General features: G+C 63.1%; 19 protein-coding genes. 8 read left to right on the top strand and 11 right to left on the bottom strand.

Annotated elements, in window-relative coordinates:
• Positions 1 to 17: 17 nt before the first annotated feature.
• Together VNZ93_RS12625 and VNZ93_RS12620 are read right to left on the bottom strand one after the other, a co-directional pair.
• Positions 18 to 458 (bottom strand): heme-binding protein, encoded by a 441-nt coding sequence (locus VNZ93_RS12625; RefSeq protein ID WP_325705224.1) that lies wholly within the window; start codon positions 456 to 458, stop codon positions 18 to 20.
• Between the two features lie 11 nt (positions 459 to 469).
• Positions 470 to 1,357, bottom strand: a complete 888-nt coding sequence (locus VNZ93_RS12620; RefSeq protein ID WP_325705221.1) for an NAD(P)-dependent oxidoreductase — start codon at positions 1,355 to 1,357, stop codon at positions 470 to 472.
• A gap of 121 nt (positions 1,358 to 1,478) precedes the next feature.
• On the opposite strand from VNZ93_RS12620, the gene VNZ93_RS12615 reads away from it, so the two are divergent.
• The 8 genes from VNZ93_RS12615 to VNZ93_RS12580 all read left to right on the top strand — a co-directional run bounded on the left by VNZ93_RS12615 (position 1,479) and on the right by VNZ93_RS12580 (position 9,798).
• Positions 1,479 to 3,284, top strand: coding sequence for a CocE/NonD family hydrolase (locus VNZ93_RS12615; protein ID WP_325705219.1), 1,806 nt, complete (start codon positions 1,479 to 1,481; stop codon positions 3,282 to 3,284).
• Positions 3,250 to 4,647 carry an ABC transporter substrate-binding protein gene (locus tag VNZ93_RS12610; protein ID WP_325705216.1) on the top strand — a complete coding sequence of 466 codons (1,398 nt, stop codon included), beginning with the start codon at positions 3,250 to 3,252 and terminating at the stop codon, positions 4,645 to 4,647. Before VNZ93_RS12615 ends, VNZ93_RS12610 begins: the two co-directional genes overlap by 35 nt.
• Before the next feature lie 147 nt (positions 4,648 to 4,794).
• Complete coding sequence (locus VNZ93_RS12605) at positions 4,795 to 5,655, top strand: branched-chain amino acid ABC transporter permease (protein ID WP_325705213.1); 861 nt, start codon at positions 4,795 to 4,797, stop codon at positions 5,653 to 5,655.
• Positions 5,652 to 6,632, top strand: coding sequence for a branched-chain amino acid ABC transporter permease (locus VNZ93_RS12600; RefSeq protein ID WP_325705210.1), 981 nt, complete (start codon positions 5,652 to 5,654; stop codon positions 6,630 to 6,632). The genes VNZ93_RS12605 and VNZ93_RS12600 overlap by 4 nt, the downstream gene beginning before the upstream one ends.
• The gene (locus VNZ93_RS12595) at positions 6,629 to 7,369 is read left to right on the top strand and encodes an ABC transporter ATP-binding protein (protein WP_325705207.1); all 741 of its coding nucleotides are present in this window, start codon (positions 6,629 to 6,631) and stop codon (positions 7,367 to 7,369) included. Before VNZ93_RS12600 ends, VNZ93_RS12595 begins: the two co-directional genes overlap by 4 nt.
• Entirely contained in the window at positions 7,362 to 8,093 is a 732-nt protein-coding gene (locus VNZ93_RS12590; RefSeq protein ID WP_325705248.1) for an ABC transporter ATP-binding protein, read from the top strand. The genes VNZ93_RS12595 and VNZ93_RS12590 overlap by 8 nt, the downstream gene beginning before the upstream one ends.
• Positions 8,094 to 8,127: 34 nt before the next feature.
• Positions 8,128 to 9,189, top strand: a complete 1,062-nt coding sequence (locus VNZ93_RS12585; RefSeq protein ID WP_325705204.1) for an amidohydrolase family protein — start codon at positions 8,128 to 8,130, stop codon at positions 9,187 to 9,189.
• 57 nt (positions 9,190 to 9,246) lie between these two features.
• Positions 9,247 to 9,798, top strand: a complete 552-nt coding sequence (locus VNZ93_RS12580) for a flavin reductase (RefSeq protein WP_325705201.1) — start codon at positions 9,247 to 9,249, stop codon at positions 9,796 to 9,798.
• Positions 9,799 to 9,856: 58 nt separating this feature from the next.
• Here VNZ93_RS12580 and VNZ93_RS12575 read toward each other — a convergent pair whose 3' ends face one another.
• From VNZ93_RS12575 to VNZ93_RS12535, 9 genes are all read right to left on the bottom strand, one after another.
• Positions 9,857 to 11,743, bottom strand: a complete 1,887-nt coding sequence (locus tag VNZ93_RS12575) for a thiamine pyrophosphate-dependent enzyme (protein ID WP_325705198.1) — start codon at positions 11,741 to 11,743, stop codon at positions 9,857 to 9,859.
• Between the two features lie 138 nt (positions 11,744 to 11,881).
• Entirely contained in the window at positions 11,882 to 12,874 is a 993-nt protein-coding gene (locus tag VNZ93_RS12570; RefSeq protein WP_325705195.1) for a tripartite tricarboxylate transporter substrate-binding protein, read from the bottom strand.
• Between the two features lie 32 nt (positions 12,875 to 12,906).
• Positions 12,907 to 13,752 carry an MBL fold metallo-hydrolase gene (locus VNZ93_RS12565; protein WP_325705192.1) on the bottom strand — a complete coding sequence of 282 codons (846 nt, stop codon included), beginning with the start codon at positions 13,750 to 13,752 and terminating at the stop codon, positions 12,907 to 12,909.
• Positions 13,752 to 14,777 (bottom strand): xanthine dehydrogenase family protein molybdopterin-binding subunit, encoded by a 1,026-nt coding sequence (locus tag VNZ93_RS12560; protein WP_325705189.1) that lies wholly within the window; start codon positions 14,775 to 14,777, stop codon positions 13,752 to 13,754. The genes VNZ93_RS12565 and VNZ93_RS12560 overlap by 1 nt, the downstream gene beginning before the upstream one ends.
• On the bottom strand, positions 14,777 to 16,645 hold the full coding sequence (locus VNZ93_RS12555; protein WP_325705246.1) for a molybdopterin-dependent oxidoreductase: 1,869 nt from the start codon (positions 16,643 to 16,645) through the stop codon (positions 14,777 to 14,779). Before VNZ93_RS12555 ends, VNZ93_RS12560 begins: the two co-directional genes overlap by 1 nt.
• A gap of 1 nt (position 16,646) precedes the next feature.
• Positions 16,647 to 17,567, bottom strand: a complete 921-nt coding sequence (locus tag VNZ93_RS12550; protein ID WP_325705187.1) for an FAD binding domain-containing protein — start codon at positions 17,565 to 17,567, stop codon at positions 16,647 to 16,649.
• Positions 17,568 to 17,752: 185 nt separating this feature from the next.
• Complete coding sequence (locus tag VNZ93_RS12545) at positions 17,753 to 18,919, bottom strand: zinc-dependent alcohol dehydrogenase (protein ID WP_325705184.1); 1,167 nt, start codon at positions 18,917 to 18,919, stop codon at positions 17,753 to 17,755.
• Positions 18,920 to 18,951: 32 nt separating this feature from the next.
• On the bottom strand, positions 18,952 to 19,839 hold the full coding sequence (locus tag VNZ93_RS12540; protein WP_325705181.1) for an IclR family transcriptional regulator: 888 nt from the start codon (positions 19,837 to 19,839) through the stop codon (positions 18,952 to 18,954).
• Between the two features lie 115 nt (positions 19,840 to 19,954).
• Complete coding sequence (locus tag VNZ93_RS12535; protein WP_325705178.1) at positions 19,955 to 20,884, bottom strand: TRAP transporter substrate-binding protein; 930 nt, start codon at positions 20,882 to 20,884, stop codon at positions 19,955 to 19,957.
• Between the last annotated feature and the right edge of the window lie 66 nt (positions 20,885 to 20,950).

Raw genomic sequence — 20,950 nt, 5'->3', positions numbered from 1 at the left:
GGCCAGGACGGGAAGCATCATTTCGCACCGCCCGGATCGGCCGTAAGGCCCGCCGCCCTGACGCCAGCGATTGCACAGATCTCGTCGTTGTCCGAGGTATCGCCGGAAATGCCGACCGCCCCGACAATGTCGCCGTCTGCGTTGCGGATCAGCACGCCGCCGGGATTGGTGACAACGCGGCCGCCGCTCGCCGCGGCAAGCGTGGTGAAAAACATCGGGGTCTTTTCCGCGCGCTCGAACAGCGTGCGCGACCCAAATCCCATGCCGAGTGCGCCCCAGGCTTTGCCGAAGGCAATGTCGAACCGCAGGATCCCGGATTTGTCGTCGCGCTTGAACGCGACAAGGTGACCGCCTGCATCGAGCACCGCGACCGAAAGCGGCTGAAAGTTCTTCTCGCGCCCGGTCTTCAACGCCGTATCCACAATCGTGGAGGCCTGCACAAGTGTCAGTCCGCTCATCGCATTCTCCTTCAAGCCTTCTGCCGGCCGGCCCAATAGACCGCCATACCCGACCCATCGCTCTGGCCGTAACCAGCCGCACTGGCCTCATCGAAGCAGGCGAGCGTCCTTTCGATGAGTGGAAGCTCGACGCCGCGCGCCTTGCCCTCGGCAATCATGGTGCGGATATCCTTGCGCGCATCGTCGAGATTGAACGTAACCGCGCCGAAGTCTCCGCCTGCCAGCCACTGCGCAATATTCGCGCCGCGATTTTTCACCGCCGTCGACGCACCCGAGGTATCGGCGAGAATGTCCATCAGGCGCGCCGGTTCTATCTTCAGATGCCGGCTGATGGCGAGCGCCTCACCCAATGCCTGCCAGTAAATCATCAGAGGGAGGTTGATGGCGAGCTTCATCCCGGCGCCCGCACCGACATCTCCGGCATGTTCGACGCGGCGACACATCTGATCGAGCAGCGGTCTGGCGCGGGCCACATCGGCGTCGCTGCCGCCCGCAAAACCGAACAGCTTCCCGTGACGCGCCGGTCCGGTCGTTCCGCCGACCGGGCACTCGACAAAGGCTGCGCCCTTCGCGCGGACCTTCGCGGCCAGCGCGTTTTCGGTGTCCGGACGCACCGTGCTCATTTCGATGAACAGCTTGCCGCTGACATTGCCGGACAGCAGACCTGACGTGCCGCCATACACGGCATCGATCGCGGCGGCGTCGGTGAGGATCGTGACGATGGTGTCTGCGTGTGTTGCGAGTTCGGCGGGTGACGTCGCAACCTTCGCGCCTGCATCGGCCAATGGTTTCGCCTTGTCCGCCGAGCGGTTCCACACGATCACCTCGTGTCCGCATTCCATCAGACGCGCAGCGATGGCAGCGCCCATCTTGCCGAGACCGGCCACCCCGACCTGCATCGCATTCCTCCCTGCGTCCTGATGGACGCTTGCCGAAGGTTTTACCGCGAGCACACGTCTATTGGCAAAAGCTCCGACCTGTGTCGTGATTTCGAGGCGCGGCCCGGGAGTGTCACCTCACATGAGCAGCCATCAGCACCGCAGTGAAACACGCGACGGCATGCGCGTCGACTTTGATGTTCCCATCGTGGTGGACGACGGGCTTACGCTGCGCGCCGATGTATTTCGCCCACTGAAAAGCGGCCGCTACCCGGTGCTGCTGACATACGGCCCCTACGCGAAAGGTCTCGCGTTCCAGGACGGTTATCCAAGCGCCTGGGAGCGCATGGTGGCGCAACATCCGGACGTCCCGGCCGGATCGAGCAACCTCTATCAGAACTGGGAAGTCGTCGATCCCGAGAAATGGGTGCCGCACGATTATGTCTGCGTGCGGGTCGATTCACGCGGCTGCGGCTGTTCGCCGGGCTTCATCGATCATTTCTCGCCGCGTGAGACGAAGGACTTCGCCACGTGCATCGCATGGGCCGGCGTGCAGGATTGGTCGAACGGCAGGGTCGGACTGAACGGCGTGTCGTATTTCGGCATCAATCAGTGGCACGTCGCATCGTTGCAGCCGCCGCACCTCGCGGCCATGTGCATCTGGGAAGGCGCGGCCGACTGGTATCGCGACATGACGCATCACGGCGGCATTCTCAGTACATTCTGGGCGAACTGGTACGACATGCAGGTCAAGACCGTGCAGCATGGCGCCGGTGAACGCGGACGGCGATCGCGCGTGCATGGCGAACTGGTCTGCGGTCCCGACATCCTTAGCGAAGACGAACTGCGCACCAACCGCTGCGATTTCGGCGACGAGATCCGCGCCCATCCGCTCGACGACGATTATCACAAGGCGCGCTCGCCGGACTGGTCGAAGATCACGGTGCCATTTCTGTCCGCCGCCAATTGGGGAGGTCAGGGCCTGCATCCGCGCGGCAATTTCGAAGGTTTCGTGCGCGCCGCATCCAAGCAGAAATGGCTGGAAGCGCACGGCATAGAGCACTGGACGCATTTCTATACCGACTACGGACGCGAACTTCAGTTGCGCTTCTTCGACCATTTCCTGCATGGCAAGGCAAATGGCTGGGACCGTCAGCCGCGTGTGCTGCTGCAGGTCCGCCACATCGACCGGTTCGAACAGCGCAGCGAAACCGAATGGCCGCTGAAGCGGACACGCTGGACAAAATTCTTCCTGCAGCCCGATGGCACGCTATCGACCAAGGCGTCCGCGAAACCGAATTCGATGACTTTCGACGCTATGGGCGACGGCGCCACCTTCATCACGGCGCCAATCGAGCGCGATACCGAACTCACCGGTCCGTCCGCCCTCAAGTTGTTTGTGTCGTCCTCGACACGCGATGCCGACATATTCGCGATCCTGCGCGTGTTCTCTCCCGACCTGAAAGAGGTCGTATTCCAGGGCGCGATCGATCCGCACACGCCGATCGCGCAAGGATGGCTGCGCGCGTCGCATCGCAAGCTCGACCGCAAACTGACAAAGCCGTGGCGGCCCTATCATTCACATGATGAAAAGCAGCCATTGAAGCGCGGCGAGGTCGCTGAGCTGGATGTTGAAATCTGGCCGAGTTCGATCGTGATCCCCAAGGGATACCGCATCGCGCTCACCATTCGCGGGAAGGATTATGAATATGGCGGTGCCAGCGGGGGACGTCTGTCCAATTTCAAGAACGAGTTGAAGGGCTGCGGACCATTCCTGCATGATGACCCGCTCGATCGTCCGCCCGAAGTGTTCGCAGGCGCAACAACCTTGCGGTGGCGCCGCGGGCGTATGCCCTATCTCCTCTTGCCCATCATCCCGCAACGACCAAAATCAAGGCAGATGCAAGTGAAAGATGGGAGAGCGCAAAAGCGCAAAGACGCGCTATAGTCTTTACGACGGCAACACGAACAAGACGCTCAAGCGTCGCGCCGCACGAGGAAACGCCAATCAACGCGCCGACCGCAGGACATGCGGCGAGCGCGACAAATACAGGGAGGTCTGGATGAAAGTCTCTCGCCGCACAGCTATCAAGGGAGCGCTCGCCGCGGGCGTCAGCTCGCAAGTCCTGAAGGTGCCGGCCGCAGTCGCACAGGCAGGACCTATTCAGATTGGCTTTCTCACGGTGAAGACCGGACCGCTCGCATCCGGCGGCATCCAGATGGAGCAGGGACTCACCGTCTTCTTCAAGGAACGCAATTACACACTCGGCGGCCGCAAGGTTGAAGTGCACACCGCCGATACCGGCGGTAATCCCGCACAGACCCGCACCAAGACGCAGGAACTGGTCGAGCGCCTGAAGGTCTCGGCACTGATCGGACCGCTCGCCGCGTTCGAGGCGCTCGCCATCGACGACTATATCCGCTCGACGCAAACGCCGATCCTCACCGTTGCCGGCGCAGAAGACATGACGCAGCGCAAGGCCAATCCGTGGCTGGTTCGGCCCAGTTCAACTTCCGCGCAGCCGAGTCATCCGGTCGGTGATTACGCAGCGAAGGAACTGAAGCTGAAGCGTGTCGCCTGCATCGCCGATGACTTCGCCTTCGGCCACGAGAATGTCGCGGGCTTTCAGCGCGCATTCGAGGATGCCGGCGGCAAGGTGGTGCAGAAGCTGTGGCCACCGCTCAACGCGCCCGACTACGCAACCTATATCTCGCAGCTGAAGCCCAATATCGACGGCGTCTATACCGGACATGCCGGTTCTAACGGCTTCAAGTTCATCAAGCAGCTGCGCGAATACGGCAACACCGCGCAGATCCTCGGCGGCTTCACGCCGGTGGACGAGTCGCTCCTGCAGCAGATGGGTGATGATGCGCTCGGTGCGATCACCGGCAACTGGTATTCGGCCGTGCTCGACAATCCGATCAACAAGCGCTTCGTCGCTGCGATCCAGAAGGACTACAAGGTCGATCCCGGCGTCTACGCAGCCGAAACCTATCTCTGCGGCGAAGTGCTGGAAGAAGCCCTGAAGCAGGTCAACGGCAATATCGAAGACAAGAACGCGTTCATGAAGGCGCTGAAGGGCGTCAACCTGAAGGAATCGCTGCGCGGGCCGATGCATTTCGACGAATACGGCAACGTGGTCGGCAACAATTACATCCGCAAGGTCGAACGCCGGGGCGGCAAGCTCGTCAATGCCGTGGTGAAGACCTATCCGGACGTCAGCCAGTTCTGGACCTACAAGCCGGAGGAATTCCTCAAGCAGCCGGTCTATTCGCGCGACTTCCCGCCCGCGAAGAACCTGGAGAACTGATCGCCTCCTTCACCTCCCGCTGAAAGGGGGAGGTCGACTGCCGAGCGACAGCGAGACAGTCGGGTGGGGGTCTCCTTCTCCAGGGACCCCTCCCCACCCTCCCCCTTTCAGGGGGAGGAAGTGACAGGGCGGGGATCACCGAACGCAATGCAATTCTGGATCATTCAAACGCTGAACTCAGTCGCGTTCGGCGGCCTTCTGTTTCTTCTGTCGTCAGGCTTCTCCTTGATCTTCGGGCTGATGCGCATTCCCAATCTTGCGCATGGTGCCTTCTTCATGCTCGGCGCGTATTTCGGCTACACGTTGCTGTCGGTGAAGTTCAATTTCTGGATCGCGGCGATCGGCGCCGGGCTCGGCGTGGGTCTTGTCGGCATCATCCTCGAACGCTTCATCCTGCGTCAGCTGCCCGGCAACGCGCAGGGTCAGGTGCTGGTGACGCTCGGCCTCTCGTTCATCGTCGCCGATCTGTGCCTGCTGATCTGGACCGGCGATCCGATGCCGCTGCCTGCGCCGTCGGAGCTTCGCCCGCCGCTTCGCTATTTCGGGCTCGCCTTCCCGACCTACCGATTGGTGGTGCTGGGACTCGCGCTCGTCGCCGCGGTCGGGCTCTACATTCTCATGGAGCGCACCCGCATCGGCGCGATGATCCGCGCTGGCGTCGACGACATGGAGATGGCGCGCGGCGTCGGCATTCCGGTCGGGCGGCTGTTCACAATGGTGTTCCTGCTCGGCGCGGCGCTTGCCGGCACGGGCGGCGTCCTGGGCGGACCGATCCTCAATGCCTATCCCGGCCTCGATGCCGACATGCTGCCGCTTGCCTTGATCGTGGTGATCCTTGGTGGCGCCGGTTCCCTGCTCGGCGCCTTTGTCGGCAGCTTCGTCGTGGGCTTCCTCTACAATTTCGGAATCGCGCTCGTTCCCGACCTAGCCTATTTCGTGCTGTTCCTGCCGATGGTGCTGGTCCTCGTCTTCCTGCCGCAAGGCCTGTTCGGACGGGTGCAACTATGAGCCGCGGCAACATCATCGCAGTCGTCATCGCGGCGGTCCTGCTGATCGCGCTGCCGCGCATCATCACCCACGAATTCTATATCAACATGGCGAGTCAGTGCCTGATCTTTGCGATCCTGGCGCTCAGCCTGAACCTGATGCTCGGCTTCGGCGGCATGGTGTCGCTCGGCCATGCCGCCTACATCGGCGTGGCCGGCTATACCTGCATCCTTCTGACAATCGCCGGCTGGCATCCGCTGCTCGCGGCCATCGCAGCGCTTGCGCTCTCGACGGTCATTGCCGGCGTGTTCGGAATGCTGTCGCTGCGCGCGCCGGGGCTCGGCTTCCTGATGATCACGCTGGCGCTCGGCCAGATCGTGTGGGGCATCGCCTATCGCGCCAATACCCTCACCGGCGGCGACAACGGCATCAGGCTGCCGGCGCGGCCGGAACCGTTCGGTATCAACATCACCGGCGCGCCGGGCTTCTATTATTTCACGCTCATCGTCTTCGCGGTCGCGCTGTTCGGAATGTGGCGCTTCGCCCGCTCGCCGTTCGGCGCGAGCCTGATGGGCACACGCGATCAGCCGCGCCGCATGCGCATGCTCGGTCACAATGTCTGGATGGTGCAGTGGCTGACCTTTGTGATCGCGGGCTTTTGGGGCTCGGTCGGCGGACTGATGTTCGTCTACTACAATGTGTTCCTGTCGCCGCATGCGCTGACGCTGCAGCAATCCGCCGAAATCCTGCTGATGTCGATCCTCGGCGGCGCGTCGTCGCTGACCGGACCGATCGTCGGCGCCGTCATCATCACGCTCATCAAGAACGTGGCATCGACCTATGTCGAGCGCTGGAACACGTTGCTCGGCGCCATCTTCATCGCGGTGATCATCTTCATGCCGCTTGGTCTCGTGCCGGGATGCCGCGCGTTGTGGCTGCGATGGCGCAACCGCAACAGACCGAAAAGCCCGACGCCCGCTGCGGAGCCAGCCGAATGACTCCAGCACTCGCCATCGAAGGCCTCAACAAGCGCTTCGGCGGACTGCCGGCGACCCGGAATGTTTCGCTTCACGTGATGCCCGGCGAGAGAAGGCTGATCATCGGGCCGAACGGCGCCGGCAAGACGACCCTGTTCAATCTGATCACGGGCGACCTGACGGCCGATACCGGTTCGGTGAAACTGTTTGGTCACGAACTCGTCGGCATGCCGACAGAAAAGCGCGTGCATCTCGGTCTCGCACGCACCTATCAGATCCTGACGTTATTTCCGAAAGAGACCCTGCTGCATAACGTCAAGCTCGCGCTGCTGGGCCTCGATCCGGTTCGATGGAATCCCTGGGCGGTGCTGTCTGCCCGCACTGCAATGACTGAGGCTGCGCATGCCGCGCTGGTGCAAGTCGGCCTCGGCCGCAGCGCCGAAAGGATCGTTGCGGAAACGTCCTATGGCGAACGGCGGCGTCTCGAATTCGCGATGGCGCTGGCGCAGAAGCCGAAGGTGCTGCTGCTGGACGAGCCGCTCGCGGGGCTGTCGCAGGAGGAGCGCAAGACGCTGAGCACCCTCCTGAAGACCATCCCGCGCGACGTGACGATCGTGATGATCGAACACGACATGGACACCGCGCTCGAATTTGCCGAGCGCATCACTCTCCTGCATTACGGCGAAGTGATCGTGGAGGGCAGCCGCGCCGAGGTGGTGGCCGATCCCCGCACGCGGGAGGTCTATCTTGGTGACTAGTCCCGTGGCGCAGGCCCTGAACGTATCCGGAATCGACGCCTATTACGGCGACAGCCATGTGCTGCACGGCGTGAGCTTCGCTCTTGAAGAGGGGCATCTGCTCGGACTGCTGGGCCGCAACGGCGCCGGCAAGACCACCTGCCTGGCTGCGATCATGGGCTTCCTCAAGCCGCGGCGCGGCGCGATCAACCTCTTCGGCGACGAGATTGCCGGCCTTGCACCGGAGACCATCGCGCATCGGGGCATCGGACTCGTGCCACAGGGCCGCCGTGTGTTCCGCTCGCTCACCGTGCGCGAGAATCTCAGCGTCGCGCAGCAGCGCAGGGCGCGCGCGGGAACCCGCAAGGAATGGACCTTCGAGCGTGTCTACACGATCTTCCCGCGCCTGAAGGAGCGCGAGCAGCAACTGGCAGGGTCGCTGTCCGGCGGCGAACAGCAAATGCTTGCCATCGGCCGGGCGCTGATGGGCAATCCGCGTATCCTCCTGATGGACGAGCCCTCGGAGGGGCTTGCGCCACAGATCGTCGCCGAGGTCGGCCGCACAATTGCCCTTCTCAAGTCCGAAGGGCTATCGATCATTCTGGTCGAACAGAATATCAAGCTCACGCTCGACCTTGCGGATGACGTCGTGATCATCAATACCGGACGCATCGCGTTCGACGGATCGGCCGAAGCCGTGAAGCGCGATCACGACTTGGTTGCGCAGCAGCTCGGGGTGTTCTGATATCTCTGCCTCTCACTCTCATGGAAATCACCTGATGAATGTCTGGAACAAGTACGAGCCGACCGCGGCACGCAAGCAAGGACGCCCCGGCCGCGAGATCAGGCCGCAGAGCGTAACGATCGATATTCATTCGCACGTGGCGGTACCCGCAGCGGGCGCGTATGTCGCGCAGCAGAACGCGAGCGTCAGTCCGGGCCTGCACACCTTCCAGTCGCCGGAAACGGCCGCCGTCAATGCCAAGCAGGACGAGGATCTGAAAGCTCGGATCGTCGAATTCGAGCCGCGCCTGCGCAATCTCGATGCCATGGGCATCGACATGCAGGTGATCAAGCCGCCGCCCGGCCAGTGCTATTACACCCTGCCGATCGAGGCCGGAGTGAAAGCCGCCCAGCTCGTGAACGACGGCATCGCCGAATATTGCGCAAAGCAGCCGGACCGCCTGATCCCGTTTGGCACCGTGCCGCTGCCCTACGGGGACGAGGCAGCCAAGGAGCTGGAGCGGATCGCAAAGCTCGGCTTCAAGGGCGTTCAGATCCTCACCAACATCGACGGCAAGGAGCTGTCCGACCCGGTCGCGGCTCCGTTCTGGAAAAAGGCGGAAGAGCTCGGCCTGCTCGTCGTCATCCATCCGAACGGCTTTACCCATGGCGAGCGGCTCAGGCGCTTCTATTTCAACAACGTCATCGGCAATCCGCTCGAGACCACCATCGCGCTGCATTACCTGATCTTCGACGGCGTGCTGGAACGCCACCCGAAGTTGAAAATTCTGGCGGTGCATGGCGGCGGTTATCTGGGCAGCTATTACGGCCGCATCGACCATGTCTGGGGCGCGCGTTCGGACGCTCATGCCGATCTGCCGAAACCGCCGACCAGCTATCTGCGCCAGATATACGTCGACACCGTCGTGTTCTCGGAAGGCCAGCTGAAAGCGCTGGTAGAGACCTTCGGGCCGGATCATGTGGTGATGGGAACCGACTACCCCTTCGACATGGCCGACTACGATCCGGTCGGCCATGTGGCTTCCAATCCCGCTTTCGACTCTGCTACGGTGGGCAAGATAGTGGGCGGCAATACGAAGCGGCTGCTGGGGCTCTAGGCGACGGGATCAGAACGGTCTTCCAGCTCCCGGCCGCACGGCACGGGACCTTTTGGAATGAGCTGGATCGACAATTCACCCGTCAGTGTGGGGGACGAGGCCGCAGCGGCGGCCTTCCCCGGTGCGCCGCTGGCAGATCCTGCGACCTTCCGCGAGGCGATGAGCCGTCTCGGCGCCGCCGTTCACATCGTCACCACAGCCGGCAAGGCCGGACGCGCGGGCTTCACGGCAACGGCAGTGGCCTCGGTGTCGGACACGCCGCCGACCGTGCTGGTCTGCCTGAACCGCAAGAGCCAGATCACGCCTGTGATGCGGGAGAACAGGGTGTTCTGCGTCAACACGCTCGCCTCGAGCGAGGAAGAGCTTGCGGACGTGTTCGCCGGTCGCACCGGCGTATTCATGGCGGAGCGCTTCATGCGCGGTGACTGGATCTCGCTAGAAACCGGGTCGCCCGCGCTCACCAACGCCATCGCCGCGCTCGATTGCCGCGTGCTGGAGATGAAGTCGGTCGGGACCCACGACATCTATTTCGGGGAAGTGGCCGCGATCCGGCTTGCGAATGCCGAGAAGGCGCTGGTCTATCACGCACGGGCCTACAAGCACGTGTGAGAGTCCAGCCGACGAACTCCGTACGCTCCCTCTCCCCCTTGGGGGAGGTAAGAAGCCGTCAGATATCCTGCTCGATCCACTCGCGCTGAACGTCGTCGCACCAGTTGCCGACATTCCACTGGCCGAAGGCGCCGAGCCCTGCGAGTTCGTCCTGTCCGGCGTAAACCGGCACGTGAACGACCGACAGCCCGTCATGCGCCTGCGCCTCCTTCAGCGCCGCACGCAATTCCTCAGCGCAGAAACCGCCATGCAGAGCGCGCACGCCTTTCACGGCGCCGGCAAGCTGCACGTAATCGACCGGCACCGAGTCGTTGGTACGAAACTCCTTGCCATATTGCGCGAGCTGCAAGCCGGTGATCGCCGCCATGCGGCGATTATCGAAGATCACGATCGTGCCGCGAACCTTGTGCTCGACCGCGTCGATCAGGACCTGCGGATTCATCATGAAGGAACCATCGCCGGTGAAGGCAATGCCATAACGCGGCTTGTCCGCCATGCCCGATGCGAGCAGCGCGCTCACCGCGAAGCCCATATACGACGCACCGGACTCGGTGAAGGTATCGCCCGTGCGATCGTCCTCCACGATCTGAAAGCCGTTGGCCTGTACGTCGCCGGCATCGAAGAATTTTGCCGCGCCGATGCTCTTTGCGAAATCCGCGACCACCTTGATGGCGGCGGGCTGATAAAGAACCGCGCGCTGCCAGGCCGCATCCAGAGCCGGCGCCGCATCGAACCGCGATTTCTTGAACGCGGTCCATTCCGCCTTCTTCACGGCGCAGGCCTTAAGCCATTCGGCCTTGTTGGCGCTCGCCCCGGTCAGATGAACACACAGACGCTCGATCACTGCGCCAATGTCGCCGGCAAGCGCCGTCGTGTGATTGTAATGCAGCGCGTCGGCGAGATCGCCGTTGATATTGATGATCTCTTTCGCGGACTTGTAGCCGATGCCGGAACAATCGGCCTGACAGACGCCGCGCGAACCGATCACGATGACAAGCTCGGCAGTGGCCATCGCGAAGTTGCCGCTGATCGAGCCCTTCGACCCGCCGACATGCATATTCTGCGGATGCGCATCCGGCAGGACGCCGGTCGAGCCGGGCGACAGCACCACGGCAGCGCCGGACATCTCCGCGAGCCGGCGGACCGCCGCGTCATGACCGCGCGTACCGCCGCCGGCCTTGATCGCAACGCTCCTGGCCTGCGCGATCAGCCTGGCGGCCTTGGCGTAGGCCTTGTCGTCGGCGGGCGCGAGCACCGGCAGATCGGGCCGATCGGGCAAGGCCGCAATATTGATTGTGACGCGCTGCGGCTGCGTGTTCAGCGGCAGCAGGAGATAGAACGGTCCGGCGCGATACGGATGATTGACCTGAAGCGAACCGCGGCGCAAAGCGTCGCGCAATGCTTCCGGCGTATGCAGCACGTATGAGCCGCCCATCAGCGCGGTCATGCGGCCGAACAGCCCCTGCTCTTCCTTCGGCACCTGCTGCATATTGTAGCCTTCGCCGAAAGTCGTCTCGTCGCCATAGATATGATAGACGCCGACCCCATTCGATGCAGCGGCAAGCGAACCGGCCATCGCCTGCAGCGCACCCGGTCCGATCGAGGTTACGACCGCGGGGATCTCGCCATATTGCCAGCGCAGCGCAGTTGCGGCATGCGCCATCTCGACTTCGTTGCGGAAGTTGAAGGTGCGGGTGACGCCCTCCTCCTCATAGATGCGCAGCACGTCTCCGAAATCGGTCGATCCATGACCGAAGATTGCGAGATATTTCCGCACGTCCTGTTTGAGAAGGCCGAGCACGAGCGCTTCCGACAATGTCGTCTCGACCAGCTTCGGCAGCGAGCCGCTGCGCAGCGCCTCCGCAAGCGAACCCGCTTGCTGGATTGCGCGCGCACGCGCACGCATCGCGTCGCGTTGTTCGCCTTCGGAGGGACGTGTGAGCATGGGTATTCCGGTCTCGCCTCTTGTACTCCCTCCCTCTGAAAGGGAGGGTCGGGAGGGGGTCAGATGTAGACCCCCACCCGACTGCCGCAGCTTCGCTCCGTCAGTCGAGCTCCCCCTTTCAGGGGGAGGTAAGAAAGGTCAGTTGCTCTTCGGCTGCGGCGCGACCGACTGAAGGATCGGCTTCCAGCGCGAAATCTCAGACTTCACCAGCTTGTCGAAACTTGCCGGCGTCCGCTCCGCCTTCTTTGGCACCGCACCGCCGAGATCGTTCAGCCGCTTCACCACCGACGGATCATCAAGTGCCTTGTCGAGTGCGGCCGCGAGTTTGTCGACCACCGGCTTCGGTGTGCCCTTGGGCGCGAAGATGCCGGCCCAGATACTCATCTGATAATTCACGCCGCTGTCCTTGGCCGCGGGCACGTCCGGCAAAGCCGCGAGACGATCCGTCGCCGATACGCCGAACGCCTTGATGGTACCGGAGCGAACCTGCTCGGCGACGCTCACCGCCTGCTCACAGAAGAAATCGACATGACCGCCGATCAGGTCGTTCATCGCCGGGCCCGTGCCCTTGTAGGCGACCAGGGTCGGCTTCAGACCGGCTTCCGTCGTGAACATAAGACACGCCATGTGCGACGACGCGCCGACACCGCCATGGGCCTGCTTCACCTTGTCGCCATTGGCCTTCACGTAAGCGACGAATTCCTTGAGGTTCTTGGCCGGGAAATCCTTGCGGGCGACGATCACTGCAGGTGCGTCAGCGGTGATGCCGACCGGAACGAAATCGCGCTCGGAATCGTAACGCACATTCGGCGTCAGCACCGGAGCTGCGACATGCGAACCCATCGAGCCTGCGAGCAGCGTATAGCCGTCCGGCTCCGCGGTCGCGACGCGGCCGGAGCCGAGGGTGCCGCCGGCGCCGCCGACATTCTCGATCACCATTGATTGCCCGAGATTCTTCGACATCGCTTCGGTGACGATGCGCGCCACGACATCGCTCGGCCCGCCGGCAGGGAATGGCACGACCACCGTGATCGGCCGCGTCGGATAATTCTGCGCAAATGCCATCGTCGGCAGCGCCAGGGCAGCCGTGAGTGCCAGCGTCGCAATGGAAACTCGTCTTGAAATCATCATTCTCCCCTTCATCGTTATGGCGCAGTCCTTGTTCAGACCTTGAGGTTCCCGCCAACGGCACCACGCTCAATCATCAGATCAAGAAGCTCGCCGTCATGCGTGACTAAAATGTGGAGATCGGGTTCGTCGGTCATCAGGCGATTCAGCCAGCAAAGCTGCGCCATAACCGACGGCACATCCTCCTTTACCCACGGCGCCGCCTTTCCTTTCACATGGCGAATGTTGGCCAGATTCCAGGCAGCGTCGATCGAATGCAGGTATTCCCGCCCGCTCTGAAGACGGAGGTAAATCATCTGCATATCGGGCGAATGGCCGGGCGCCTTGATCAGCACCATGCCCGGCGCGACCGGATAATAGCGATCGTAAGCGATGCGGATGAATTGCGCGGCGTCTGCTTCCAACAGTTTGAGATGCGAGCGATGCGGATTGTTCATCATCAGAGAGAGCGTATCCGTCGTCGCGACGGTTTTTCGCGCGAGCGCGTTGCGATCTTCCGCCGTAACGATGCCACCCGCGTGATCCGCATGATAATGCGTGAGCACGATCATGCGGGCCGCGCGCAACGCGCGCATCACCTGCGCAAACGCATCGGCATCATACGGTTCGCCTTCGCCGAATGAATCGTGCGTCGCCTTGTCCATGCCCGCGTCGATCATCACCGTGCCGTCGGGATAGACCACCTGATAGACGGTGCGCGGCATGGTCACCGACGCGTCGTCACCGCCTTCGATGACGAATTTGCGCGGCCTGATGGACGCCGCGAACTTGACGGCATTCAACGCGACCGGCAGCGCGCCCGGCACGACTTCCGCCAACGCCCGGATCGCCGAAAGATCGGCATCGAAGGTCTGCGTTGCGGAGCCGGGCCTGTCGAGCATTACTCTGCCGCCTCCGCATGGATGCGCCGCTCGCGTTCGGTACGCTCCTTGTCGCGGATCGCCATCAGCAGCTTTTCCGGCGTCGCCGGCAGCGAGGTGATGCGCACGCCGACCGCGTCATAGATCGCGTTCATCACGGCGGGGATGGTCGGCACCATGGCCGGCTCGCCGATGCCTTTCACGCCGAGCGGACCGATCGGATCGGGATCCTCGACGATGATCGAGGTGACATGCGGCACATCGAGCGACGTCGGCAGGATGTATTTCGCAAAGCCAGGCGTCGTGGTGTGGCCGCCTTCGAGCTTGTAGTCCTCCATCAGCGCCTGACCGAGCGCCTGAACGATGCCGCCTTCGATCTGGCCTTCTACGCCCTTGGGATTCACCGCCCGGCCGACGTCATGCGCCGCCCAGATGCCGAGCACCTGCACCTCGCCGGTCACCGTATCGACTTCCACCTCCGCGACCTGACAGCCGAACACATAGGCCTGCCACGGACGTCCTGCGCCGTCGACCGGATGCAGCCCGGTCGTATCGGTACCAAAACTCGCGGAGCCGAGCGGCACCACGCCGCGACCTTTCGCGAGATGCACGGCCTTGTCCATGGTGGTGCGATGGTTCGTGCCCTCCGCCCAGATTTCACCGGACGCGGCCTCGATCGTCTCGGGCGGTACGCCCCATTCGTTTGCCATCACCTGAGCGAGCTTTCCGAACGCTTCGCGCGAGGCCAGCGCAACCACGTTGCCGATCATGTAGGTCTGGCGCGTCGCACCCGCATGGGCGGCCTCCGGCGAACGCGCGGTGTCGTTGTCACCAATGGTCACGTCCTGCGGGCGCACGCCGAGTTCTTCCGCAGCGATCTGCGCGAGCACCGTGAGAATGCCCTCGCCGATCTCGGTCACCCCGGTCACGACCTTCGCCGTGCCGCCGTCATCGATCTCGACCCAGGCACCGGCGCGATCGACCGTCGCTGTACGGGCAATTCCGTACCAGGCACCGGCGACACCGCGCCCACGTTTGCGTGCCATTATTCCGCAGCCTCCAGCTTGCCACCCATTGCGAAACGCGCGCCCAGACTGCACGGCTCGCGCACGCCTTCGCCCGCAAGATCAGTGCGCGCAGCACCGCGCGAGACCGGCGCGCCTTTCTCCCAGCGCGAGCCTTTCTCGGCTGCCTCCAGCACGCGCAGATAGCTCACGGATTTCAGCTTCTGTTTGGTGTGCGTCTCCGCGCCATCGCGCATCGCGTTGATGCGGCGGATCTCGAATGGATCGAGTCCGAGGCGTTCGGCGCAGATGTCGAGATGGCTTTCAGTCGCGAACTGCGTCTGTAGCGCGCCGAAGGACCGGAAGGCGCCGGACGGCGTGTTGTTGGTGTAGATGCCGTAGGTATCGACCTGCAGGTTCGGGATGTTGTACGGACCCGCGCCAAGGATCGCGGCCTTGCGCATCACGCCCTCGGTGGAAAGCCCATAGGCGCCGCCGTCGCAGACCATCTTCAGAGACACAGCCTGGATGCGGCCGTCGCGCGACAGCCCCATGCGCAATGTGGTGCGCGACGGATGCCGCTTGGCCGTGGTCGCGATCGATTCCTCACGCGTGAACACGAGCCGCACCGGCCGACCGGTCTTCATCGCCATCAGGGCCAGCATGCCCTGATAGATCATGTCTTCCTTGCCGCCGAATCCGCCGCCGACCGGCGACATGATGAATCGCACCTTGTTGATCGGCCTCGCGATGATCTTCGCCAGCATGTGGCGATGATGCGTGATGTTCTGGCTCGGCGAGATGATCGTCACGACACCATCGTGATCGACATAGCCAAGTCCTGCCTCGGGCTCGAGATAGGCGTGCTCGATCGCCTGCGTCTCGTAGTCCTGCTCGATCACGAGATCGGATTGCGCGAAGCCCCTCTCGATGTCGCCCTTGCGGATCGGGATATGCTTCGTGACATTGTCCGGCGCATAGTCGTGGACCACGGGAGCACCCGGCTCCATCGCCGCGAACGGATCGAACACCGCAGGCAGCGGCTTGTAGACCACCTTGATCTTCGACAGCGCGCGCTTTGCGGTAACGAGGTCTTCCGCAGCCACCGCGGCCACCGCCTCGCCCACATAGCGAACCTTGCCACGCGCCATCACGGGCTGATCGTGCACGAACACGCCAAAGCCATCCTCGCCCGGCACGTCGGCACAGGTGATGACGCCCTCGACACCCTCCATCGCCTCGGCTTCCGAGGTGTCGATCGATTCGATAATCGCGTGTGGGTGCGGCGAGCGCAGCACCTGCAGATGCAGCATGCCGGGCATCGTCATGTCGCCGGCATATTTCAGCGCGCCCGAGACCTTGCTCGGCGCATCCAGCCGTCTGACGTTCGCGCCGATATATTTGCCTTCCGCGACATCGGTTTCCGCAAGCGCCGTCGCCGGCAGCCGGCCGTTCTGCACATCGCGCGCAAGCTCTACCGCATCGAAGATCTTCTGATATCCGGTGCAGCGGCAGATGTTGCCGCCGAGCCGCTCCTTGATCTCCTCGCGATCCGCGAACGGATTGATGCGCAGCGCCGAGGTCGCGGCCATCACCATACCGGGAATGCAATAACCACACTGGCTCGCGCCGGTCTTGTGAAAGGCTTTCTGCAACAGCGACAGGTCGCCCTTCTGCGCAAGGCCTTCGACTGTCTCGATCGTCGTTCCTTGCGCCTTGCCGACCGGCATGAGACAGGACTTCATCAGCACGCCGTCGACGAACACGGAGCATGCGCCGCATTCGCCGGCGCCGCATCCGTCCTTCGTTCCGGTGAGATGCATGTCCTCACGCAGGAAATCGAGCAGCCGCTGATGCGGCTGGGCATTCCGTGCGATCTTGCGGCCGTTGACGACAGCTTCGATCCGCATCTCAGGCACAGGCCGCCTCCAACTCGGGCGTCAGCACATCGGGACCGGCGCCCGCGCGCTGCGCCGCATTAAACAGGCCACGCAGCATGAATCCGCGCACCACGTCGCGGCGATAGTCCTGGCGCGTGCGCGAACGCACGAGGCTGACGGGCATCTCCGCTGCCTGTTCGAGCCGGCTCGCGGCGAGGTGGCCAGCCTTCAGGAACTGCTCCACGTCGCGCAGGCGGTCCGGCACTGGTCCGATACCGCCGATACAGAGACGAACATCCTCGAAATTGCGACCGGACGCGTCGAGTTTCACCGACGCCGCGAGACACACCGTCGAGATCACGAGCGAGCGGCGGTGCCCGACTTTTTCGAAGCTGCCGCCATAACCGGGCAGCGCTGCGCACTCGATCGCGGTGAGGATTTCGTCGTCTTCCAGCACGGTCTTGCCGGGACCAGTGATGAATTCCGCGATCGGGAGCTTGCGGGTCACGACCTTGCCGTTCCGACGGCTCGCAAGTTCAAGCACAGCGTCATGAGTGAACAGCGGCGGCGTGCCGTCAGCCGCCGGGGATGCGTTGACCACATTGCCGCCGATGGTCGCGGACTCGCGGAGCTGGTCGTCCGCGAACCACACCGCGCAGCGCGGCATCGACGGCATGGCGCGGCCAAGCGCGGAATCGTCGAGGAAGCGCTGGATCGGCGTCGCGGCGCCAAGCCGCACGCGCGTATCGTTCACGCTGCGCGCGCGTAATTCGGGAATCCGCGACACATCGATCAGCGTCGGAATATGCACGTCGCCCGCGCGGCCCTCGCGCGCCCAGGGCAGGAGATCGGTGGCCCCGGCGATAAGGCGATAGCGCCCGCGATGCGCGTCGATCAGATCGAACGCTTCGTCGAGCGTCGTCGGTGTCTGATATGCGTCGCAGAAAAGCATCGTGTCTGGTCTTGCTCCATTCACCCTCTCCCCTTGAGGGAGAGGGTGGCGAGAACCGTCAGGTCCGTGCCGGGTGAGGGGTGAGGGAAAGACTGCGCCCCTCACCCGCCGCGCCGCCTTCGGCGTCTTGGCACCCTCTTCCTCAAGGGGAGAGGGAAGAACGTTTGCCGCTTGCGCGGCTTCTCTTATTCCGCCGCGATCTTCTGCGCGGCTCCGGGCTTCATCTTCACCACCACCTTGATCGCATCTTCCACGCGATCCTTGGCGTAGCGGATCGCGGTCGGCAGATCCTCCAGCGGGAAGGTGTGGGTGTGGATCTTGGTGGCGTCGAAGCGCTTCTGCTTCATGAACGCTTCGGCACGGTGCGTGGCGGTCTTGCCCTCGCCGCGGATGCCGTAAATGTAGATGTTGTTGCGGACGATATGCGCGATATCGACCGGCGCCTCGCCATGCGGGAAAGCCGCGAGGCAGACTTTGCCGCCGCGATTGACCATCTTCAGCGCTTCGTTGACGGCATTCGGCGCCGCGGAGCATTCGACCACATAATCGACGCCCTTGCCGCCATTGGCATCCTTCACCGCCTGCACGACATCATTCACCTTGCGGATGTTAATGACGTGATCGGCGCCGAGCTCCTTGCCGATCTGCAGACGATTGTCGCGCGTGCCGGTAAGAATCACAGGCTGCGCACCCATCGCTTTCGCGACCGCAACGCCAAGCAGGCCGATCGGACCGGGGCCGGTCACGACAACGCTCTCGCCCGCGACCAGGCCGCCGAGTTCGGTCAGGCCATACATCGCGGTGCCCGCGGTGACGACCAAGGTCGCCTCCTCGTCCGACATGTCGTCGGGGATCGCGACCAGCGTGTTGATGTGATTGACCTGGTACTGGCAGAAGCCGCCATCAGTCGTGAAGCCATTGGCGCGGTGACCCTTGTCGACGTCACCGTAGTTCAGGCCGTAATTGTGGCACGAGGTATACATGCCCTCGCGGCAGCGCTTGCACTGACCACAGCCCGCATGAATCTCGACCGTCACACGCTGGCCGATTTTGTATTCGTCGACGCCCGGTCCCAGCGCGACGACCGTGCCCATATATTCGTGGCCCGGCGTGAAGTTCTTGTTGTGCGGCATGCCGCCTTCGATCATCGCGGGCGGGCCGTGATAGATGATTTCGAGATCGGTGGCGCAGATCGCGACCGCATCGATGCGGACCAGCACCTCGGCCTTCTTCGGTGTCGGCACGGCCTTGTCGATCAGCTTGAGCTCGCCGGGATCACCCAGCACCCAAGCCTTCATCATGTCCGGGATCGGAAAGTCCTTGCTGGTTTTCACGCCCGCAGGTGCGTACATCGCCCACACTCCGTTGAGAAAGGTCGTATCGGTTACGCGTTGGCGACAGCCGGTTTCATCGCACCGGGCTCGCCAAGTTCGGCCGAAAGAGCATTCGCCGCCGCGATCACTTCCTGACGCATCAGGTCGAGATGCTGTTCCGTCGCGCGCATGGCCGGCGCCGACGCGGAGATTGCGCCGACGACCGCGCCGGAATGGTCGCGGATCGCCGAGCCGACGCAGATCACGCCCGGCTGGAATTCCTCGCGGTCCATCGCATGGCCGTTGCGGCGCACATGACGCAGCTCTTCGATCAGCGTCGCAAAATCGACGATGGTCTTGTCGGTAAAACGCTTCATGTCGGTCGGCGACACCATGCGGCGGATCTGTTCCTCCGGCAGCCACGCGATCATTGCCTTGCCGGTTGCCGTCGCATGCGGCGCATCGCTGCGGCCAACCATTCCGGTATCGACGCGAACGGCATGACGCGCCTCACGCTTCACCAGCGTGACGATGGTGTCGGCCTGCAGGACGGCGAGATGCACCGTCTCTCCGGTGACCTGATTGATGCGATCGATATACGCCTGCGCCTTGCGCGGCAGATCGACCTGCCGAAGACAGGCATGGCCGAGATAGAGCACGCGCGCGCCAAGAGCGTAGGAGCGCCGGCCGGGCACTTTCGCGACATAGCCCCAATTCACCAGCGTCGAGAGCAGGTGATGGCACGTGGAGACATTGAGTTGGGTGCGTCGCGACAGGTCGGTAAGCGATGCTTCACCGCCGGCTTCGGCGAGCGCTTCGAGAAGCGAGAGCGCCCGATCGACGGACTGGATGCTGCCTCGATGCGGCGACTTCGCGCTGCCGTTCGAAGTCTTGACGCTCCCGTTCGGTGCGACGGGAGCAAACGGAATCTGGCTGACGGCTGAAGCTGAATCAGACACGGCGTTCCCTCGAGCGGCTTGTTTTTTAGTTGCTCAAAGAAAACGGCGCGTCGGCAGCGGAGTCAAGGCATTTTCGAGATGGTAAATTCCATTTTCGTTATATGAAACAATGTCGCTAGCGGCCTACCTGCCAAAGCATCTCAGCGCCATAGATGGTACCTGCCTCCTCCATCATCGGCGCAACGGCGCGCACGAAGGCCTCGTGCTCTTCCGCCGTCAGTTCCTCGATCCGGCAGCCCTGCGCTTCGATCGCCCGGCGCGCGTCAAGTTCTTCCTCCACCGCGAGCGCGCGCTGGAAGGTCACCGCCTCCGCCGCGGCGCGCCGCATCGCATCTTGAAGCGGCGCGGGCCAGGCATCGAACTGCGCGCGGCAAATGAAGATGGGCCGCGAAATGTAGAAGTGGCCGGTGAGCGTATGGAAGGGATGATACTTGTGCGCGCCGTAGGTCACGGTATTGGCGAGCGGATTTTCCTGCGCATCGATGGTGCCTGCGACGATCATTTCCAGCGCTTCGGTGAGATCGAGACGCTGCGGCACCGCGCCGAGCAGCGCGAAAGTGCGCTTCTGAATTTCGCTCGGCAGCACCCGGATGGTCATGCCGGCGAGATCGGCAGGACTGCGCACCGGCCGCACGTGATTGGAGATATGACGGAAGCCGTTCTCAAACCACCCGACGATACGGTAACCGACCTTGTCCTCGATCGCCTGCGCGAGCCGGGCACCGAGCGCACCATCCATTGCGCCACGCGCCTGATCCCTGTTCGCAAACAGGAAGGGAAGATCGACGAAGCCCAGCTCGGGCACGCGATCGGTCAGATAGCTCGACGATTGATAGCCGAGCGAAAGCACGCCGGACTCGACCAGCCAGAGGATGTCCTCGGAGCGATAGCCGAAATCCATGATGTTCCAGACATACTTGATGTCGACCTGATCGCCGAATTCGCTAGTCAGCCGATCGCCGATGAATTTCAGCGCCTTGCTGAAGCCGGTCGTCGCCGGACCATAGCCGCCCATGCGGATCTGGATTGCGTTCGCTTTGCTCATGATGAAAAGGCCTGTTACGTTGCGAGCCCACCCCGCATCGATGATCGAACACCCGTATCTGCAATC

Source organism: Pseudorhodoplanes sp. (assembly GCF_035565795.1).
GTDB lineage: Bacteria > Pseudomonadota > Alphaproteobacteria > Rhizobiales > Xanthobacteraceae > Pseudorhodoplanes.
The sequence above is the reverse complement of the archived record's forward strand: the minus strand, read 5'-3'. Positions and strand labels throughout refer to the sequence as shown.

Coding starts and splice junctions, on each gene's coding strand:
- VNZ93_RS12625 (WP_325705224.1), bottom strand. CDS start 458: ATGAGCGGACTGACACTTGTGCAGGCCTCCACGATTGTGGATACGGCG.
- VNZ93_RS12620 (WP_325705221.1), bottom strand. CDS start 1,357: ATGCAGGTCGGGGTGGCCGGTCTCGGCAAGATGGGCGCTGCCATCGCT.
- VNZ93_RS12615 (WP_325705219.1), top strand. CDS start 1,479: ATGAGCAGCCATCAGCACCGCAGTGAAACACGCGACGGCATGCGCGTC.
- VNZ93_RS12610 (WP_325705216.1), top strand. CDS start 3,250: ATGGGAGAGCGCAAAAGCGCAAAGACGCGCTATAGTCTTTACGACGGC.
- VNZ93_RS12605 (WP_325705213.1), top strand. CDS start 4,795: ATGCAATTCTGGATCATTCAAACGCTGAACTCAGTCGCGTTCGGCGGC.
- VNZ93_RS12600 (WP_325705210.1), top strand. CDS start 5,652: ATGAGCCGCGGCAACATCATCGCAGTCGTCATCGCGGCGGTCCTGCTG.
- VNZ93_RS12595 (WP_325705207.1), top strand. CDS start 6,629: ATGACTCCAGCACTCGCCATCGAAGGCCTCAACAAGCGCTTCGGCGGA.
- VNZ93_RS12585 (WP_325705204.1), top strand. CDS start 8,128: ATGAATGTCTGGAACAAGTACGAGCCGACCGCGGCACGCAAGCAAGGA.
- VNZ93_RS12580 (WP_325705201.1), top strand. CDS start 9,247: ATGAGCTGGATCGACAATTCACCCGTCAGTGTGGGGGACGAGGCCGCA.
- VNZ93_RS12575 (WP_325705198.1), bottom strand. CDS start 11,743: ATGCTCACACGTCCCTCCGAAGGCGAACAACGCGACGCGATGCGTGCG.
- VNZ93_RS12570 (WP_325705195.1), bottom strand. CDS start 12,874: ATGATGATTTCAAGACGAGTTTCCATTGCGACGCTGGCACTCACGGCT.
- VNZ93_RS12565 (WP_325705192.1), bottom strand. CDS start 13,752: ATGCTCGACAGGCCCGGCTCCGCAACGCAGACCTTCGATGCCGATCTT.
- VNZ93_RS12560 (WP_325705189.1), bottom strand. CDS start 14,777: ATGGCACGCAAACGTGGGCGCGGTGTCGCCGGTGCCTGGTACGGAATT.
- VNZ93_RS12555 (WP_325705246.1), bottom strand. CDS start 16,645: ATGCGGATCGAAGCTGTCGTCAACGGCCGCAAGATCGCACGGAATGCC.
- VNZ93_RS12550 (WP_325705187.1), bottom strand. CDS start 17,567: ATGCTTTTCTGCGACGCATATCAGACACCGACGACGCTCGACGAAGCG.
- VNZ93_RS12545 (WP_325705184.1), bottom strand. CDS start 18,919: ATGTACGCACCTGCGGGCGTGAAAACCAGCAAGGACTTTCCGATCCCG.
- VNZ93_RS12535 (WP_325705178.1), bottom strand. CDS start 20,884: ATGAGCAAAGCGAACGCAATCCAGATCCGCATGGGCGGCTATGGTCCG.